This is a genomic window from Acidicapsa dinghuensis, from assembly GCF_025685685.1.
Classification (GTDB): domain Bacteria; phylum Acidobacteriota; class Terriglobia; order Terriglobales; family Acidobacteriaceae; genus Acidicapsa; species Acidicapsa dinghuensis.
Genome location: NZ_JAGSYH010000002.1, coordinates 408,085 through 426,597 on the forward strand (window position 1 = coordinate 408,085; position 18,513 = coordinate 426,597).

Sequence of the window (18,513 nt, forward strand, 5' to 3'; positions counted from 1 at the left end):
GTTAGATGCTAACGCTTTCGCGATATTCGCCGAAGACAGAGCGGAGCGTATCAGCGATCTCGCCTACTGTGGCTAGGGCTTCCACGGCTTGCACGATGTACGGCATGAGGTTCTCTTCGAACCTGGCTGCATGCTGGAGCTGACTCAGGGCATCCTGCCATGGATGTTGGTCGCGCTTAACGCGCAGAGCACGGACGCGATCGATCTGGTGCCGCTCTAGTTCAGGATCGAGACGTTCGATCTTGGGCGCGGATTGCTCTTCGTTTATGAATTTGTTGACGCCGACGACGGTTGTTTCGCCTGCGTCAACTTTGCGCTGCCACTCGTAGGCCGCGGCCTGAATCTGGCGCTGCACCCATCCTGACTCGACGGCCCGGATTGGACCGCCCATTGCTTCGATTTGCGTGAAAAGGGTTTCGGCTTCGGCCTCCAGTCCGTCCGTCAATGCTTCGACGTAGTACGAGCCGCCTAAAGGATCGACTACCTGCGGCACCCCACTCTCGTGTGCGATGATCTGCTGCGTGCGCAGCGCGATGCGGGCAGCCTGCTCGGTGGGCAGCGCCAGCGCTTCGTCATAGCCGTTGGTGTGCAGGCTTTGTGTGCCGCCGAGCACCGCCGACAGGGCTTCGAGCGTAGTGCGGACGATATTGTTTTCAGGCTGCTGCGCGGTGAGCGTCGAGCCGGCGGTCTGGGTGTGAAAACGCAGCATCCACGACCGCGGATTCTGCGCGCCGTAACGCTCGCGCATCCAGCGCGCCCAGATGCGGCGTGCGGCGCGGAATTTGGCTACTTCTTCAAAAAGGTTCGAATGCGCATTGAAGAAGAAGCTGAGGCGCGGCGCGAAGCTGTCGATGGCGAGGCCGGCGGCAAGAGCGGCATCGACATAGGCGCGGCCATTGGCGAGGGTAAACGCTAGCTCCTGCGCCGCGGTGCACCCTGCCTCGCGCATGTGGTAGCCGCTGATAGAGATGGTGTTCCACTCGGGAACATGCTGACCGGCCCAGGCGATCAGGTCAGTGGTAAGCCGCATTGCCGGGGCCACGGGATAGATGTACGTACCGCGAGCGATGTACTCCTTCAGGATGTCATTCTGCACCGTCCCTGAGAGCTTGCGCACTTCCGCGCCGCTGCGTTTTGCCGCTGCCACGTAAAGCGCCAGAAGCGTGCTGGCTGTGGCGTTGATGGTCATCGACGTCGAGACCTGATCGAGCCGAATACCCGCGAAGAGCCGCTCCATGTCTTCGAGCGAGCTGATGGCAACGCCGACACGGCCTACTTCCCCGAGAGCCATCGGTGAGTCGGAGTCATAGCCGGTCTGCGTGGGCAGATCGAAGGCCACACTCAGGCCGCTGGTGCCCTGCGAAAGCAAATAGTGATAGCGCTTGTTCGATTCCTCGGCGTCACCCATGCCAGCGTACTGGCGCATAGTCCACAACCGGCCGCGGTACATGGTGGGCTGAATGCCCCGGGTGTAGGGGTATTCGCCGGGGAGTTGGCTCTTGAGATCACTTTGTAAATCTGCGGATGTATAAACAGATTTTGTTGGATCAGGTTTCATCACAGTCAGATCGTTTATCGGAAGCTGAGTGTAACAGCTTGTCAGGTACACATGCTGACTTGGATGGTTATTTGCGCTGCGCTCTCCAAAACGCGCTCACGCACAAATAGCAGAAGACCACAGTCATTCCCACGGCAATGAGGAAGTGCGTATGCTGCGGACCGGCGGCGTAACTCAGCCTTGTGCGCCATATATCGATTGCGAAGTACAGACCGAAGAGACCGAAGAAGAATCCCGTTACCTCAAGCCACAGAATGCCGCCCACACGGCCAAAGGGTCGCAGAAAACCGCCGATGCCGCGGCCCAGATTGCGCGTTGCGGCTCCGGCGGCTCTGCCATTCTTACGGCTGTTGGCTGGGGAGTAGATCGCCGGCTGCGACGCAGGACCAGGTGCATTGGGGACTGCATGTGATTTTGCCTGCGCGGAGGCTGCTGCTCGTTGCTGAGCAATGCGTCCGGCGACACGGACGCCAATTCCCAGCCGCTTTCCCATCTCTTCGGGCTTCATCTGCATCTGAAGTTTAGCAGTGTCCGCGGCTCGCGGCTGTCTTGGGCACATCAACCTGTGAGGCCGCCGGAGCTCTAGACCACGGTCCCGGCAAAAGGAGTTGATGTTGGTGATTCGCCGTCACTTCCGTGGGTAAGACACGTTGACTGTCGCAAACGGTACTGATTTCCCACACGCGGATACCGGTTGGCAGTTGCTCCAACCGCCGGTGAGAAGTAAGGTAAAAGGATATTAGCCGTGCCCGAGCTGGTCCCCGCTGTAGCATCGGGGCGCAGTCCATGCCGGAGGGAAAAATGAACCCACGCATGCACCCTCGCTTGCGCGAACTGATCCAGCAGCTTGGAGAGGCCATCCACGAATCCGTCACCGAATCTGAGCAGATCGCCGGTGTTGTGCAAAACATCCGCCGCCATGGCTTTGATGTAATGCTGATGCTGGAAGCGACGATTGGCCTGAATGATCTTTCAGAAGATGCCGGCGAAGGCGCTGTCGATGCAGAAGAGACAGAAGCAGAGGCGGAAACGGGCGCGTTCACCACGCATGACGTGAACTTTCTCAAGTCGCTGAGGATTTCTGTCGAAGGCGATGAGGAAGAATAAAGCCTGAGAGGTCTGAAACGCTGACCGCAGGTAGACACAAGCCACAGGTCCTCAACTGTGTGCGCTCTTTTGCATTGCTCTGAACCACATGTGAACGGCACACTACCCTTCCTTCCCAAACCCGGCATCTATTGTTTCGTCTGGCTTCGGTGGAACTGCGGCAGAGTGGCGCAATGATTTCGAATCACCAGCTGTCACATCGCTGTGGTATTCTCCCCCGTCTAGTGGCATTCAGGTTTTTCTGGTTCGCCGGATAACCTTTGTACCGGATCACGAAATAGCCGGGCACAGAACGAGACCACTTCAGTAAACGGGAGAATTGTCATGTCCATGAAAGATACCCTTGGAGTGCTTTTGGCCGGCGGCGCCGGCGAGCGGCTTTTTCCTCTTACCCGCGACCGCGCCAAACCCGCGGTACCCTTTGGCGGCCACTACCGCATCATCGATATCACTCTCTCAAACTGCATCAACTCGGGCCTCCGCCGGGTCTACATCATGACCCAGTACAAAGCGCTCTCGCTGAACCGCCATATCCGCGAAGGCTGGACGGGCATCGTTGCGCAGGAGCTTGGCGAGTTCTTCGAGATTCTGCCGCCGATGCAGCGCACCGGCGCGAACTGGTACATGGGCACGGCAGACGCCGTTTATCAGAACATTTATTCCATCGGCTCGGAACAGCCGAAGTACGTCATCATTCTCTCCGGCGACCACATTTACAAAATGGACTACAGCCGGATGCTGGATCACCACATCGCGACCAAGGCTGAGGCCACGCTGGCCACTCTCCCGATCGCTCCCGATGAAGTCTCCCGCTTCGGCGTTGTAGAAGTCAGCCAAAGCGGCGAAATCATGGGCTTTGAAGAGAAGCCCAAATCAACCTCGTTCCGATCTCCGTTCAACCCCAACGCGGTCGATGCTTCAATGGGTATTTACATCTTCAATACCGAAACTCTGCTCAAAGAACTGATTGCCGACGCGGAAGATCCAAACTCGAAGCACGACTTTGGCCACAACATCCTGCCCAACATTCTGGGCAAGAAGAAGATGGTGGCTTACAACTTCGTGGACGAAAACCGGCAGCAGGCGCTATACTGGCGCGACGTAGGAACGCTGGATGCCTACTACGATGCCAATCTGGACCTCTGCTCGGTTTCTCCCACCTTCAATCTTTACGACAAGCACTGGCCTCTTCGCACCCGCGTCCGCCAGTATCCGCCAGCAAAATTTGTCTTTGGCGAGCCGGGACGTACCGGCAAAGCCGTGAACTCGGTCATTACCGCCGGCGTGATCATCTCCGGCGCGGAGGTTCTGAATTCCGTGCTGTCGCAGGATGTGCGCGTCAATTCGTACTCCGAAGTTGACTCCAGCATCATATTCAGCCATGTGAATATTGGGCGGCATTGTCGGATTCGCCGGGCGATCATCGATCGTGATGTTCAGATTCCCGAAGGAACAGTCATCGGCTATGACCAGGTGGAGGACAAGCGGCGGTATTTCGTAACTCCGTCGGGGCTGACGATCGTCACGCGCGACCGGTCGCTGTTCGAGAACCCGGTTGAGCCGGAGTTCCAGCAGCGGTATTGACACGCAATCAGTCTCTTAAAACTTCGAATCTTCTTTGTTTACAGCCGCCATGCAGATTATGTGCTGAGATCGCATAATCTGCATGGCGTTTTCCTTCCCTTTGCCAATAAGCTCCGCTTGATCGCCGACAGCACCGGTCAGGATCTTACGGAACTAACCAGCATCAACCTCCGTACCTCTTTGCATGGCATGCGCAGGTACAATGAGTTGGTTCCAAACTGGTTGCGCGATCCCGCAGCGGGACGCGGCCAGTGGCAGCCACCGTCCGGCAGCCATCCACCGCGAAATTGGTGAGCGGGCTAAATCAGGCACGCCCTGGCGATCAGATGCAGGGCCAGTGGGGCCGACGAAAGGACCCATCGGGCCAACCAATCCGGCGCACCGGCAGTCTTCCGGTTCAGCCGCTGGGGCGTCTCCGCAGATTCACGGGGCCAGGGAGATCAGGCAGGGCATGGAGGCGCAAGGCAAAGTGGAACCAGACTGGTCCGACGTCGTTCGCCGGTGCCTCTCAGGAGAGTCCCCTGCCTGGAGCGAACTGGTTCGCGCGCACCATCGCAAGGTGTATTCGCTCTGCTACCGGTTCACCGGTTCGGGCACGGATGCCGAGGATCTGACTCAGGACGTTTTCGTCAAAATTTACGCCAATCTTTCCAGCTTCGATATGGCTCGCGGCAGCCTGCAGGTCTGGATCACGACCATGACCCGCAATTTGCTCGTCGATCATTTCCGTCGAACAAAAAATCTGCGTGCGACTGATTCACTGGATGAAGGCTGGGACGAAACCGGTGAACTGCGGCCCATCGACCGGCTCGAATCCCACGGCCCGACACAACACGATATGGCCGCAAAGCGCGAACTGGCCAAGATGGTACAGCAGGCGCTGGCGCAGGTTTCACCAGAGCTACGCGAGGCCGTTATACTACGGGACCTGCAGGACATGGATTACAAGGAGATCGCCCAGGTGCTGAATATCCCTGAAGGCACAGTGAAGTCCCGTATCAGCCGAGGACGCGCGGAACTTGCGCGGCTCCTGGAACGTAACAAAAAGGAGGTGATGTAGTCATGGTAGAACGTCTCAACATTCCGAACTCTCCAGCCTGCGGACAGTGGGAGACACTGCTGGCCGATGCGCTGGACGGTCTGCTGAGGCCGGAGGATGAAGCCACCTTCTCCAATCACATGGCTACCTGCGCCCCCTGCACCGAGATGTTCGAGCAGGCTCGGCGAGGCCGTGAATGGCTTGAATTCCTCAGCCCAGAACCAGAGGTCCCGGCCGGCCTTCTGGATAAGATCCTGGCCGAGACCGGACACGGAAAGATCGATACGACGCGGCTGGCAGTTGCCGGCGGCGGACAGATTCCCGGAAATGTCGTGCCTTTAGTCCCGGCATGGCAGCGCCCCGGTCTGGCGGCACGTTTGCGTCGCTTTGCCGAACCTCGGTTGCTGATGACAGCGGCGATGGCCTTCTTCTCCATCGGCCTGACCCTCAGCATGACGGGGGTACGCATCACCGGAATCAAGATGGCCGATCTGCGGCCCTCAACAGTGCGCTCGCAACTGGAAAAGCGCATCGCCACAGCCTCGACACCGATCATCCGCTATTACGACCATCTCCGCTTTGTCTACGAGATGGAATCCACCATGCGGCAGATTCGCCAGTCGCGCGAAACTGAGCAGCAAAGCCAGCCGAATGGCCAGAGCACAAGCCCTGATGGCCAGACGAAACGAAAGGACGGCGGCTCAAACCTGAACCCTAAAGACGCTCCACAGCAGACGGTAAACCCTCCGGAAAGCCCGTGGAGCGCCCAACTTGAAGAGGCGGCGCTGGAAACTGAGCGCCCTCTCGCATCGCTTTCCCAGAATCTTCAGGGCTTTTCCAAACACAGTGAGGCATCGGAATCAATCGACGAACCCGTGTTGGCAACGCCGGAACGGAGCAAGCCATGCCTTGCGTAAATCATCCTAACAAAGACGTTCAATCGTACTGCCAGAACTGCGGCAAGGCGCTGTGCTCGGAGTGCGTGCGCACGACGCCTACGGGCCAGGTTCTCTGTGAGCAATGCTTTACCTCCGGGGCCGGCGCGGTGCCTCCAGGCGCAATACCACCCTTTATTCCCATACCACCGGGTGGGCCAAATCCGTCGGCTGCCGCTGTCCTGGGCCTGATTCCGGGCGTTGGAGCCATGTACAACGGCCAGCTCTTCAAAGGGCTGATCCATGTGGTGATCTTTGCCATCCTGGTCTCCATTACCGATCGCTATGGGGTGTTTGGCATCTTCATCGGCGCCTGGGTGCTCTACCAGTCGTTTGAGGCGTATCACACAGCCAAAGCGCGCCGGGACGGCCAGCCTGTACCCGATCCCTTTGGTCTAAATGAGCTCGGCAATTGGCTCAATATCGGCTCCTGGTACCGCAACCCCGGTGCGCCACCGGCACCAGACACAAATCCGGGACAAGGCAATCCCTACGGTGGCACGACACCGCCTTACGGCACGCAGTATCCATCGGGACAATATCCTTCGGGTTGGACAGGAGCTCCCGGTCCAGGGACAACCCCCGGTGCTGCCGGTGGCCCTGGCTCCGTTCCGCCGCAGGCAAATTATAGCGAGCCTTTTACCGGATATGGCCAGACTCCATACCCCGCCCAGGATCCATATTCCGAGCCCTACCCGCCGGGTGCTATACCGCCAATTCCGCCGATGCCGCCCTTTGGCTGGCGCCGCCGTGAACCGGTTTTCGCTTTTGTTCTGATTGGCCTGGGACTCATCTTTCTGCTGCAAAGCATGGGCTTTGTCTCGCACGTGATGCACTACATCTGGCCGCTCATGCTGATTGGACTGGGTGTCTGGCTGGTAATGCGCCAGATGGGTTACACCCAAGGAGGACGTAAATGAACCGCTATCTCATGGTCTGCCGGCTTCGCTGGCCCGCACTGCTTCTGCTGACCGGCATTATTGCCTTGCTGAACCAAATGGATGTTTTGTCCTGGGGACATGCCTGGCCGCTATACCTGATTCTGCTGGGCGTACTGGCCCTGGCCGAGCGCGCCGCACTGGCAGCGGAGCCGGTGCCACCAGCCGGCTATCCTCCCTACGGCTATGACCCTGGTGTATATCCAACCGGCGGACCGCAGTATGCCACGGTTCAGCCAGCCGCGAATCCCGCGCCCGAGCCTCGACCGGGATCGACAGGGATTGTGCCCGCCAACACTGACCTTGGACTGAGTGCGAACGAGCCTCGCAAGAGCTGGGATCAGGAGGAACGCTAATGGCCACCATCCCTCCATCTGGAAATCCTCCTTCGGGGGGCGCGCCTCCGCCAGGCGGATATCCGCCCGGACGTCCACCTTATGGTGGTCCACAATACGGCGCACCCTACGGCGCGAGCCCCAAAGATTACTGGCGCTTTCAGAAAGAACAGAGCCGTGCCGCATGGCGTGCGCAACGTTCTGTATGGCGTGCCCAGCGGGATGTGCTGCGCGCTCAGAACCGTTCGATGCGAGTGCCTTCCATCGCCGGACCGATCGTGCTGATTATGATCGGCGTCATCGCGTTGTTGCTGATGACGGGCCGCCTCAATGCGGATCAGTTCTGGACATGGTACGGCCACTGGTGGCCGTTGATGCTGATCGGCATCGGCATTGTCGCCCTGGCTGAATGGGCTATTGATCTGCGCCGCGACAACCCACCCTACCGGCGATTTGGCAGCTACGGCGGCATTATCGTGTTCCTGGTCTTCATCGGCATTGCCAGCGCTGGCTGGCATCACTTCTGGGGACCGATTCGCGCACAGTTTGGCGACAACGATGATGACTTCTTTTCCCTTGGCGAACCACAGCACCAGATGGATCAATCTGTGATCGACACCAAGGTGCCGGCGAATGCCCAGATCACCGTGCAGGTTCCGCGCGGCGATGTCAGCATCACGGCAGCCGATGGCGACAATGTCTCAGTAAAGGCCCATCAGATTGCTTTCGCCAGCACCGACGAGGGCGCGAAGAGGATATTCGACGCACAACAGGCACATGTCACTGTCAGCGGCAATGCCGTTGTCGTTAAGGTAGACGGAAACCCGAGTGGCCGCACAAACCTGATCATTTCGATTCCGAAGTCGGCGTCGATTAACGTCACGGCAGACCACGGCGGCGTGACGGCGGCGGGGCTTGGCGGCGACATCGACGCCGAGGTGCAGCACGGCGACATGGAAGCTACGGCGATTCATGGTCACGTGCATGCGCACATGGCCAACCATGCTGACTTTGCCGCACATGACATTTCAGGAGACGTGACGGTCGAGGGTAACGGCAGCGATCTGACGATCTCTGACATTCATGGCAAGGTAAATCTCCAGGGCGAATATAGCGGCGATATTCATCTCGAGCGGATCGATCAGGATATTCTGTTCCACTCCTCGCGCACCGACATGGGCTTTGCCAGACTGCCGGGCGATATGTCGATGACGCTGGATTCGCTGCACATTACCCAGGTTGCCGGCCCAATCCATATCGAAACTCACTCCAAAGACATCGAGATGAGCCAGGTCTACGGAGACACGAATATCGAGGATCGCGACGGACGAGTTGAGCTGGATATGGCTGGCGCGTATCAGGTGGAAGTGAAAAACAACAAAGGCGATGTTGAGGTTTCGCTTCCTCCGGGCGTGAACCAGACGGTCGACATGCGCACGCACAACGGCGATATCGTCTCGGACTTCCCGCTACAGATCACCGGCGACGAAAATAAAACGATGACCGGAAATGTCGGCAACGGCGGTCCGCGGCTGGTGCTTTCAACCGAGCACGCCGATCTCGGCCTGCACAAAGGCGATGTGGCTGGACCGCTGCCAGCGGTTGCGCCGAGGGTTCCGGGCGCGCCACCGTCGCCAAAGGTTCCTCACCTGAAGGCGTCAAAGAGCGAAGCAACCCCCACACCAGTTTCTCAGTAAGAAGCCAAAGGCCTGTCGATCAGCCATTTCTGGTTCCCAGAGACGGTTTAATCGGCAGGCCAATTTCTTTTCTCAATCCACGAAATACGCTCTTTCTATCCGGAAATCACCCTTCAGCTTTCCTGCGAAGCCTTAGTGATAGTGATTCCTAGATCGAAATAAGGCGCCAGCATTTCTTCGCTCGTCTCTGCTACTACGATCATGCCTGTGATCTCAGCGAGCGGCTCAATAACGTAAGGCGAAACCGCGTTTAATTTTTCGGGAGAAGCCAGAACAACGGTTTCGGCGGCGCTGGCGCTAAGTGCCTTCTTGATATGTGCTTCTTCAAAATCGCCCGTGGTTAATCCGAACTGCGGATGGATGCCGGTTACGCCCACGAAATAGGTGTCCGCGCGTATCTTAGCGATGCTCTCAATGGCGGGCGCTCCGACCACCACGACAGAATGCTTGAAGAGGCGGCCTCCGATCAGGATCACCTCGACACTCTCATGACTGACCAGCTCTACCGCGATCGTCGGACTGTGCGTCACGATGGTCGCCTTCAGGCCTCGAGGCAGATGCCGTGCAATCTGAACGGCCGTGGTGCCACCATCAAGAATAACTACCTGCCCGGCCTGGATCAGTTTTGCTGCGGCCTTCCCAATGCGTTTCTTCTCTTCCGAAGCGACGCTGAGCCTGGAGGCAAAATCTCCCATTGCGGGCGACGCCGGCAGGGCTCCGCCATGCACCCGCTGCAAACGGCCTTCGGAAGCCAGCTCGCGCAGATCGCGCCGGATGGTGTCCTCCGACAGCCCAAGCTCCTGGCTAAGCTCTTTGGCCACGACCTTACCAGTCTGCCGGAGAACGTCAAGAATAAGCTGTTTGCGCTGACTGGTAAGCACCGCAATCACTATCGCATGTTTGCCTCACAATTGCACGATTTTTCTTGCTATTGCATGAATATGCACAAATTGCTAGATTGTGAGCGGAGATCACATGCAAAACACGCAACCGCTCATCATCCTCGTCGCTGGGCCGTACCGATCCGGCACAGAGGACGATCCTGAAAAGATCGCGCGCAATCTCGATCGACTTGAGTCCGCAGCCTTATCCATCTATCGCGCCGGGCACATTCCGATGATCGGAGAGTGGGTGGCGTTGCCGCTGATGAAGCAAGCCTGCTCAGCGCATCTGGGAGACGCGATCGCGGAGCAGTTTCTTTATCCGGTGGCAGCACGCCTGATAGCACGCTGCGATGCCGTGTTGCGCATCGCGGGAGCATCGAAGGGCGCGGATGGGGATGCCCGGCTGGCCCGCGAACGCGGTTTGCCAGTCTATTTCAGCGTGGAAGAGATACCGGTTCTTTCCAATGACCCGGAGCCGGCGGCATGACCGCGCTTGGCGAGCGAATCCGCGTTCACTCGGTCGTTGTGCTCTCAGACGACTGGTACTTGCTGAAGAAAACCACCTTCGACTTTTTGCGCAGCGACGGAACCTGGCAGCGCCAGTCGCGCGAGACCTACGATCGCGGCAACGGAGCCACCATTCTGCTGTATAACCGAGCCAGAAAAACCGTGATCCTGACCCGCCAGTTTCGTTATCCAGCCTATGTAAATGGTCACGAAGATCTATTGCTCGAGACGCCTGCAGGACTGCTGGACGCGCAATCACCCGAGGAAGCGATCCGCAAGGAAACGGCGGAAGAGACGGGATATATCATCCATAAAGTAAAGAAGGTCTTTGAGGCTTTCATGAGTCCTGGTTCGGTGACGGAGAAGCTCTATTTCTTCGCAGCCGAATACGATTCCGCGGCCCGGCAGGAACAAGGCGGTGGAGTCGCCAGCGATGGAGAAGATATCGAAACTGTAGAGCTCACGCTGGACGAAGCTCTGGAGAAAATCGCTAACGGTGAAATCAGAGACGGCAAGACGATCATGCTGCTGCAATACGCGAAGCTGCACCTGTTTGCTTGAGTGCTGAAATCTTTTCGAGCTGTTTCTATGCTTGCCCGGCCGGAGCGATCGCCAGTTTTTCCTGCACAATCTCTTCGGCGCGCGTTACTACCTGCTCCAGCGTCAGGTTTGTCGAATCAAGAATGACGGCGTCTTCCGCAGCCTTTAGCGGGGAATCTGCGCGATTGCGATCGCGCTCATCCCGTGCGCGCAGCTCACGAACGACAGCTTCGGGCTGAACCTCGACAGACTGCGCAGAGCCCATTTGCTCATAGCGCCGCATGCCACGCACTTCCGGGGCAGCGTCGAGAAATATCTTCACGTTGGCGTGGGGAAAGACGACGGTTCCAATGTCGCGGCCTTCCATCACTACGCCGCCCTCCGCGCCGAGCTGCTGCTGCAGGCTAACCATCCAGGTGCGTATGGGAGGATGCACGCTCACCCGCGAAGCTCCGTCTGTCACGCACTGATCGCGCAGTTGTCCTGTGACATCCACGTCATCGAGAAAAACCAGATTCCCACCCTCGGCGGGAACGAGACGGATGGAGATCTGCGCCGAGAGAGCGAGCAGAGCAGAAACATCATCGAGCGCAATGCCGGCACGCATCGCTTTCAGGGCGAAGGCGCGGTACATGGCTCCGGTTTCAAGATTGAGCAGGCCAAAGTAGCGCGCCAGGTGGCGTGCGACCGTGCTCTTTCCAGCGCCAGCCGGCCCATCAATTGCAATGATGGGCCGGTTAGCTTTGGGTTGTTTCTGTGAATTGGCTGAAGTGTCCGTCAGACTCATTGCGCCGCTGTCATCCGCGCCGCTTGGCTGTTGCAGCCGGGCGAGCCGACTTGCCACGCGAAGCTGTCTGCGTTGGCTTTCCCTTTACGGAGCGACCTGCACCTGCCTTCGCGGCTGGCTTGGGAGCCTGCTTGGCCTGACCCGCAAAGCTGTACCGCTTGGAGGCGCTTGCTGTCGGCTTGCGGCTAGCAGAACCGGATCTTACAGCGGGTCTTGCACCGGACTTGGCAGTCTTGCCTGCAACCGGCCGTGAGCCGGAACGACCAGCTACGCTACCACTGCGAGCCTCGGTGCGGTGGGCGTTCGCCGAGTGCGCCGTGGGCTTGCCAGCGGTGCGCGCGTTTGCAGGGCGATGCTTCGCGCCGGAGTTTGCAGAGCTGCCGTTGCGGTTCGCAGCGTGTCCGTTGGTAGTGTTGCCATTGGCAGCGTGTCCATTGGCGCGCCCGTTACCGTTGGCAGGCTGACGGCTTCCGCTGGCTGCCTGGCGATTACCCCAGCTCTGGCCGCTCGACTTGGGTCCGGGGGCAGAGCGATGGGAACCATTGCTGCTGGAGTTGAATCCGTTGCCATGACCGTTGTTGCTGTGGCCGTTGTGCGTCTGCTTTCCTGCGTGGCGGCCGTTATTCTCATTTGCACTGTGGCCTGGACGCGAAGTGGAAGCAGAACGCGAACCGTTCGTCGAAGCTGCGCCGCGAGGCGCGGGAGGACGACGCCACTCACTGCCACCGGTGCGTGCTGCGCCGCGATTCTCGGTGCGCTCACCCCGGCTGCGTTCCCGAGGATGCGAGGTTGCAGCACTGCGTGCCGGACGAGGGCCCGGGCGAGGACGAGGCGCGGAAGCCTTGCCCGCCGGTTGCGGCTTGGCAACCCTCGGCTCTGCATGAGCTACTGCTACGCGATGAATCGGCGCTGGAGTCGGAACGGCGAAGGTCTCGGCGTCAATCTCAATCGACTGCACTTCAACAGCAGATGCAGCTACCTCAACTGGAACCTCTTCCGGTTCGGGCTCCCAGGTTTTGTGGTGACCATTGCTGGAGCCAGTCGCGTGTGCCGGCGCGGCAGCATGCGCAGCCACGCTGAGACCGGAACCGCCAAAATCCTCTTCCGGTGAATCATCAATGTAAGCAGGGAGATAGCTCGAGCGATAGCCAGAAGCAGCTGTCGTGGAAACATAACTCGTAACTGCTGGGAAATCGGGAAGCGTGCCTGCGACGTAATAGAGCGAGGCGTGGCCCATCGCTGTTGTGTGAACCTGGCGGGTAGCGGCTAAACCGCGTACCACTTCGCGGATCTTGCTGCGGCTGGTGAGTGGCGACAGGAATAGCTCCACGTCTTCCATAGATCCGGCAATCACTGCCTGTAGATAGATGGAAGCGAGCACGGAGATTGCCGTCACCTGAGAAGTGGATGCTCCCTCGGCAATGGCCTTCTGAAAGCGCTGACGCAGCGGCTGCCAAAGCGCCGGCGCACCCACAGCGTGAACAATTGGAATGACACGAAGCTGCTTCCAGAGCTCATGCAGTGCGCGAAGAACGGCAGCTTCGGTTACTTCTTTACCGAGCTGGTCGCGAAGCTGAGCCGCTGTCAGATTTGCAGGCTCCAGGTGCTTTGCCACCTGAACGGCGAGGGGAGAAACCTGCCGTGAACCAGTCAATTGCGGCGCGCGACGCCAGTCGCGATCACCACGCAGAGCATAGATATAAGGCAGCACCCAGGCGGCAACGATGTAGTCTGGCTGCTCACCCGGCTGACCAGCCAGATTAAGCCGCACAGCGATACCGTCTGCCTCAAGCCGTACCAGCAAAGACTCCGCTGTCTGTATCAGCTCAAGGGTAGGTTCGGGCGTTCTATGGCCGGCAACGGCCTCTACAAAAGAAGGGGTGGCGGGCGGAAAAATCTGGCCTGCCTGCGTGGGCCGAGGCAAATAGACGCACAATCCCGTCTCCTCAACCCAGGTACGGACATCCTCAAACGCAATTGCCCCGTGTCCGTTTTGGCGCATCCGTTCGGCGCGCGCTGCTTCCAACTGCTCTGCTGTCAAAGATAGACCTCTTTTCCAGGCTGAACCGCCTGCGCACAAGTCCATCAAACCCATACCGGTCAAAGCGATTCTTCGCAGGGACGAAGAATGCCGGCAGGGCAGGTAAGACAACGCAGACGAATCTGGCGTATTAAGCCGGGCGTCCGGGACCCTCAGGCACCCATCTGCCACTTTTCAGTGTATCTCGAATGTGGATTCTAGATCCTCTGAAAGGCCCGCTGGATCTCTTTCCAAGAATACCTCAAAGCGATAGGTCTGCCATGCGGACAACTGGTGGGAAATCTAGTTTTTGATAATTCTTTCAGCAGCCAATCCATTTTTTGGGATTCCAAAGGCGTATTTACCTTGATAGCCGAGTGGCAGGCAATGGAGGCGGCGATCTTTCCTCGCAGCGTTCCAAGGTCCTGGCTTCGGCCGCCAACCGGTCCGGAACCGCCTACAGATTCAATCACTTCCATCAACATGCGTTCGAGTTCCCCGCCCTCCAAACCGACCGGAGCAGCCTTAACCGCAAGCGTCCGAGGACCGAATGGCTCCGCCTCGAAGCCGTTTTTATCCAGCTCATCGGCGATCTCGGCAAAGACGGTCATCTGCCAGGGTTGTAGATCGACCAGCAGCGGCATCAACATCCTCTGCCGCTGGATCGCCTCCACATCTCGGCTGGCCAAAATTTTCTCGAAAAGAATTCGCTCATGGGCGACGTGCTGGTCGATGATCCACAAACCATCGTCGTCGACGGCAACAATAAAGGAATCTCGCAATTGTCCAAGCGGCTTCAGTCCAGCCAGCTGATTGAGATTGGTCTGGTCCCGGAGCAGCTCTGTTCCCGCGGTTCCCTGGGCAACTGCCTGATTCAATTCCTCTTCCGGCATTCGAATAGGCAAGGATGCCGCTAACGCTTGATTTGTCAGTGGGTTAAGCATCGACACCGCGGCTTGGCTCCAGTTCTCAACGGTAGACTCCGGCCCGAATCCGTCGTCGGTTTCCACGCCGAATGGCAACTTTCCCGGTGCGGGAGGCGGCATGAGGGGCATCAGTTGAAAGACAGGCTCGTGTACACCGGGCATCGGTCCATCCGGCATAAGTGGTTGGATTTGCGCGGCTTGCTCCGGCACTTCGTCCGCCTGCGGAAGGCGCGAAGCGGGCGATGGAATAAGCGACGGCGAAGCCAGAGGGCCATTATCGAGCGCAGCAACAAAACTCGCCGCAGGACGGGCAGCCATCAGCGCGTTTCTGAGACTGTCCCGCACAAAGTCGTGCACTACGTTCTGCTGCCGGAAGCGCACCTCGGTCTTGGCCGGATGTACATTGACGTCCACCTCTTCCGGAGGCATATCGAGAAAAAGCAGCACAACCGGAAACGAAGTCGGCGGAATGATGTTCCGGTAGGCTTCGCTGATAGCGTGCAGGAGTAATCGGTCGCGAATAAGTCGCTTATTGACAAAGATATAGATAGAGTTTCGATTGAGTTTTTGTAATTCTGGTTTGGAATAAAAGCCGCTCAGCCGCAGCGATCCAGGCTCTCGTTTCGGCTCATCCGGATCGATCTTCCACGGCGGCGGCTCCGGTAGTCCGGCGCGCTCCAGCGGAAGCTCCGCCGCAACCGGCAGCAGTTGCTCCAGCGTATCTGCTCCGAAAATCTGGTAAATCCGCTCCGAGGCCCGGTTGACCGGCGGCGCCTGGAGCAGAGTGTGGCTGGCTGAGATCAGCTCAAAATGCTTCTCCGGATGCACCAGCGCATAGTGAGTCACCAACGCCGTCACATGAGACAGCTCAGTTGACTCCGCGCGGAGGAATTTACGCCTCGCCGGAGTATTGAAAAAAAGATCCTGAATTGTGATCGAGGTTCCTTCCGGCACGGCGGCATCCTCAACCGTAAGGATCTTCCCTCCCGCAATCTCGACTCGCGTCCCAGCTGCGCTCCCTGGCTCGCGCGTCTCCAGCAGAACCCGAGCCACCGACGCAATCGACGGTAGCGCCTCACCGCGAAACCCCAGAGTTGCAATCGAAAGCAGATCGTCGGCTGTACGCAACTTCGAGGTTGCGTGGCGCTCAAAGGCCAGCAGTGCATCATCGCGGTTCATGCCATGGCCGTCGTCGGCAATGCGAATGAGTTTCCGTCCTCCCGCCTCGACCTCAATGCGGATTCGCCTGGCGCCAGCATCGAGCGCATTCTCAAGCAGCTCCTTGACCACCGAGGCTGGCCGGTCCACAACCTCGCCCGCGGCGATCTGGTTCGCCACCTGATCCGGAAGCACTCGTATGCGGCCCATAGCTCTTGAGAATATCGCAGCGCATGCGACCTTCCGCCGTAGGAAAACTCATCTGCCGCTGTGCGGAAAAGGGGTCTTGTCGCGACGCATCGGGTTCTCTTGATTCAGGAGCCGCTAGAAGTGGAAGAATTTCTCCCGCAGCGCGTCTTCGTAAGCTTCTTTGGCGTCCTTGGCCCGCCCGCGTGCCTCTTCCTCAGCATCATCAGCCGCTTCCCACGCGTCAATTTCCGTAACGGAGTGGTCGGCCTGGGAAGCCAGCGCTTCCTCATGCCGAATCGCTGCTACCCATGCATCTACCGCTGCTTTATACGCGGCCTGCTTCTCATCCAGATCACTGATTTCTACCGGCATCGTTCCTCTTCCTTTCCGGGGAAACCCAAGTGTAGGAGCTGGTCATGAATGGATGATGTACGCATCTCACGGCGATGAAAAAAGCCCGGCACTGGTTAACTCGATACCGGCGACAAAAGCACCGGGCATACCATTAAGGCTTGGTTGCAAGAATCAACGGCGAAGGGCCCGGTGATTCCAGCAACCGAGCATCAACGAACCCTGCCTCGGCCAGCCACGCGGAAATTTCCTCGAAGCTGAACGTATTGCCGACATCTGTGTTTACCAGCATATTCACGGCGAAGAAGAGCCCGGCCACCGGCCCGGTTCGATCTGCATTCACCAAAAATTCAGCGATCGCGACGGTCCCACCAGAGGCCAAAGATCCGAAGGTTTTCGCCAGCAGAGCCTTGCTACGAGCCTCACCCTCGCTGTGCAGAATGTGGCCGAGTATCGCCAACTGATACCCCGTTCCAAAATCGGCTTCCAGAAGATCACCCTCGACAAATGAGAAGCGCTGACTGAGTCCGAAGCGGTCCACGGTTTTGCGCGTAATCGGCAGCACGCCCGGCCAATCGACAGCGGTCACATGTGCCTGTTCAGAGCTTTGCGCCTGGGCGATTCCCCATACACCTGAGCCTGCGGCAAGATCCAGCACACGGAATTGGCTGCCAGCCGGAGTTTTTGCCGTTACGTGATCACTAAGAGCTTTCGCTGCCGGATAGCTCATGGGGAAAATGTCGGTCACGAACTCATGGAAGAATGCGCTGCCTGACTCTTCCTGATTAACCGCGGAGACAGGCAACCCAGTCTCGACAATTTTGTTGATGTGCAGCCAGCGCGGTATCAAGTGTTCACTGGTGTGCCGGATCAGCCCACCCATGAAGCTCGGCTTGGTGCTGACGAGGAATGTCTCGCTCTCCGGCGTCAGCGAATAGCGACTCTCGGCATCTTTCGCAAGGAGATTAAGGCCGACAAGGACATTCATGATTGCGGTCAGCCCTCGCTCGGAAGAGCCCGTTGCCGCGCTCACTTCTGCGACAGTGGCTGGACCTTTATCGAGTGTGTCGAACACCCGGTTGCGAATGGCTGCCTCGATAACCAATGGAGGAACATAACCCCAGGCAAACTGCTGAATGCGCTCAGGCGTAATCGGAGCGGTGCCGTTGCTTGACATAGATGACTCTCGGAATGCGAAATTGGAGACCGTGGCAATTGTATCGTCGGCAACAACAGTGACGCGTTAGGAAGAAGGAATGTTACCGGAGATGTTCAGTGGTGTTTCCCATGAACCACCTCGTCAACTCCTCTTCACTCATATCGCCGGCGGCGAGATCGTAAAAGACACGGTAGCGTTCCGCCTGATTCGCAGTGACTTCGAGTCCTTTCAAACGAAGAAAAGTAAGAGATGCAATCAGCGCAGCCCTCTTGTTGCCATCAGCAAACGGGTGGCATGAAGCAATCCCGTAGGCATATGCAGCGGCCAACCTCTGTAGGGAAGGTGCGATTTCAGAGTAAGCGACTAGGTTCTGTGGACGTGCTAGTGCTGACTCCAGCAATCCTTTGTCACGAATGCCAGTTAAACCGCCATGCTCCGCCAGAGTCTCTTCGTGTGCAGAAATAATTGTTTGCATTAGCACCCAGACCGGCTGCGTCATCATTCAGCAAGTTTCCGCAAAGCTTCACGATTGTCCCGCATTACCTTGCGCGCTACTTCCATCTGCTGAGCAAACTCTTCGTCATATGGAGTCAACTGAATTCCATAAGGGGTCCTGGAAACGTAGAGCGTGTCACCCTTCTCGACATTCAGGTGCGACAGCACTTCTTTAGGAAGCACGATTCCCGCCGAGTTCCCGACCGTCGTAATCTTCACCGCAGTAGCCATACCCACCTCTAAATTAATTATAACTGATGTTCTAATATGCGGCCGAGTAACCATCAGCTTGTGTATCGGAGAC

The 18,513-nt window shown here is 58.2% G+C and carries 19 protein-coding genes; 9 read left to right on the forward strand and 10 right to left on the reverse strand.

The window, feature by feature from the left end; all coding sequences use genetic code 11:
* Window position 1: 1 nt before the first annotated feature.
* Together OHL22_RS05240 and OHL22_RS05245 are read right to left on the reverse strand one after the other, a co-directional pair.
* Window positions 2-1,558 carry an acyl-CoA mutase large subunit family protein gene (locus OHL22_RS05240; RefSeq protein WP_263333993.1) on the reverse strand — a complete coding sequence of 519 codons (1,557 nt, stop codon included), beginning with the start codon at window positions 1,556-1,558 and terminating at the stop codon, window positions 2-4.
* Between the two features lie 67 nt (window positions 1,559-1,625).
* On the reverse strand, window positions 1,626-2,066 hold the full coding sequence (locus OHL22_RS05245; protein ID WP_263333995.1) for a hypothetical protein: 441 nt from the start codon (window positions 2,064-2,066) through the stop codon (window positions 1,626-1,628).
* A gap of 293 nt (window positions 2,067-2,359) precedes the next feature.
* On the opposite strand from OHL22_RS05245, the gene OHL22_RS05250 reads away from it, so the two are divergent.
* The 7 genes from OHL22_RS05250 to OHL22_RS05280 all read left to right on the forward strand — a co-directional run bounded on the left by OHL22_RS05250 (window position 2,360) and on the right by OHL22_RS05280 (window position 9,193).
* Window positions 2,360-2,665, forward strand: coding sequence for a hypothetical protein (locus OHL22_RS05250; protein ID WP_317890886.1), 306 nt, complete (start codon window positions 2,360-2,362; stop codon window positions 2,663-2,665).
* A gap of 330 nt (window positions 2,666-2,995) precedes the next feature.
* Window positions 2,996-4,249 (forward strand): glucose-1-phosphate adenylyltransferase, encoded by a 1,254-nt coding sequence (glgC, locus tag OHL22_RS05255; protein ID WP_263333997.1) that lies wholly within the window; start codon window positions 2,996-2,998, stop codon window positions 4,247-4,249.
* 202 nt (window positions 4,250-4,451) lie between these two features.
* Window positions 4,452-5,309, forward strand: a complete 858-nt coding sequence (locus OHL22_RS05260) for an RNA polymerase sigma factor (protein WP_263334000.1) — start codon at window positions 4,452-4,454, stop codon at window positions 5,307-5,309.
* 2 nt (window positions 5,310-5,311) lie between these two features.
* Window positions 5,312-6,205, forward strand: a complete 894-nt coding sequence (locus OHL22_RS05265) for an anti-sigma factor family protein (protein ID WP_263334002.1) — start codon at window positions 5,312-5,314, stop codon at window positions 6,203-6,205.
* Complete coding sequence (locus tag OHL22_RS05270) at window positions 6,193-7,143, forward strand: B-box zinc finger protein (protein WP_263334005.1); 951 nt, start codon at window positions 6,193-6,195, stop codon at window positions 7,141-7,143. Before OHL22_RS05265 ends, OHL22_RS05270 begins: the two co-directional genes overlap by 13 nt.
* The gene (locus OHL22_RS05275) at window positions 7,140-7,517 is read left to right on the forward strand and encodes a hypothetical protein (RefSeq protein WP_263334007.1); all 378 of its coding nucleotides are present in this window, start codon (window positions 7,140-7,142) and stop codon (window positions 7,515-7,517) included. The genes OHL22_RS05270 and OHL22_RS05275 overlap by 4 nt, the downstream gene beginning before the upstream one ends.
* A complete protein-coding gene (locus tag OHL22_RS05280; protein ID WP_263334009.1) occupies window positions 7,517-9,193 on the forward strand; it encodes a DUF4097 family beta strand repeat-containing protein in 1,677 nt (558 codons plus the stop codon). Before OHL22_RS05275 ends, OHL22_RS05280 begins: the two co-directional genes overlap by 1 nt.
* A 113-nt stretch (window positions 9,194-9,306) precedes the next feature.
* On the opposite strand, the gene OHL22_RS05285 is transcribed toward OHL22_RS05280, so the two are convergent.
* The gene (locus OHL22_RS05285) at window positions 9,307-10,083 is read right to left on the reverse strand and encodes a DeoR/GlpR family DNA-binding transcription regulator (RefSeq protein WP_263334012.1); all 777 of its coding nucleotides are present in this window, start codon (window positions 10,081-10,083) and stop codon (window positions 9,307-9,309) included.
* Between the two features lie 85 nt (window positions 10,084-10,168).
* Here OHL22_RS05285 and OHL22_RS05290 point away from each other — a divergent pair, with 85 nt between their 5' ends.
* Window positions 10,169-10,564 (forward strand): DUF4406 domain-containing protein, encoded by a 396-nt coding sequence (locus OHL22_RS05290; RefSeq protein ID WP_263334014.1) that lies wholly within the window; start codon window positions 10,169-10,171, stop codon window positions 10,562-10,564.
* Entirely contained in the window at window positions 10,561-11,145 is a 585-nt protein-coding gene (locus tag OHL22_RS05295; RefSeq protein ID WP_263334017.1) for an NUDIX domain-containing protein, read from the forward strand. The genes OHL22_RS05290 and OHL22_RS05295 overlap by 4 nt, the downstream gene beginning before the upstream one ends.
* A gap of 25 nt (window positions 11,146-11,170) precedes the next feature.
* On the opposite strand, the gene cmk is transcribed toward OHL22_RS05295, so the two are convergent.
* The 7 genes from cmk to OHL22_RS05330 form a co-directional block, all read right to left on the reverse strand.
* Window positions 11,171-11,911, reverse strand: a complete 741-nt coding sequence (gene cmk, locus OHL22_RS05300; RefSeq protein ID WP_263334019.1) for a (d)CMP kinase — start codon at window positions 11,909-11,911, stop codon at window positions 11,171-11,173.
* A 10-nt stretch (window positions 11,912-11,921) separates the two neighbouring features.
* Window positions 11,922-13,952, reverse strand: coding sequence for a hypothetical protein (locus OHL22_RS05305; protein ID WP_263334021.1), 2,031 nt, complete (start codon window positions 13,950-13,952; stop codon window positions 11,922-11,924).
* A gap of 197 nt (window positions 13,953-14,149) precedes the next feature.
* Entirely contained in the window at window positions 14,150-16,225 is a 2,076-nt protein-coding gene (gene mutL / locus OHL22_RS05310; RefSeq protein WP_263334024.1) for a DNA mismatch repair endonuclease MutL, read from the reverse strand.
* Window positions 16,226-16,339: 114 nt separating this feature from the next.
* The gene (locus OHL22_RS05315; RefSeq protein ID WP_263334027.1) at window positions 16,340-16,576 is read right to left on the reverse strand and encodes a hypothetical protein; all 237 of its coding nucleotides are present in this window, start codon (window positions 16,574-16,576) and stop codon (window positions 16,340-16,342) included.
* A gap of 133 nt (window positions 16,577-16,709) precedes the next feature.
* Window positions 16,710-17,732: an acetylserotonin O-methyltransferase gene (locus OHL22_RS05320; RefSeq protein WP_263334029.1), complete on the reverse strand. Its 1,023-nt coding sequence runs from the start codon at window positions 17,730-17,732 to the stop codon at window positions 16,710-16,712.
* A gap of 82 nt (window positions 17,733-17,814) precedes the next feature.
* Window positions 17,815-18,213 (reverse strand): type II toxin-antitoxin system death-on-curing family toxin, encoded by a 399-nt coding sequence (locus OHL22_RS05325; RefSeq protein ID WP_263334031.1) that lies wholly within the window; start codon window positions 18,211-18,213, stop codon window positions 17,815-17,817.
* The gene (locus OHL22_RS05330; RefSeq protein ID WP_263334032.1) at window positions 18,213-18,440 is read right to left on the reverse strand and encodes an AbrB/MazE/SpoVT family DNA-binding domain-containing protein; all 228 of its coding nucleotides are present in this window, start codon (window positions 18,438-18,440) and stop codon (window positions 18,213-18,215) included. Before OHL22_RS05330 ends, OHL22_RS05325 begins: the two co-directional genes overlap by 1 nt.
* Window positions 18,441-18,513 lie beyond the last annotated feature (73 nt).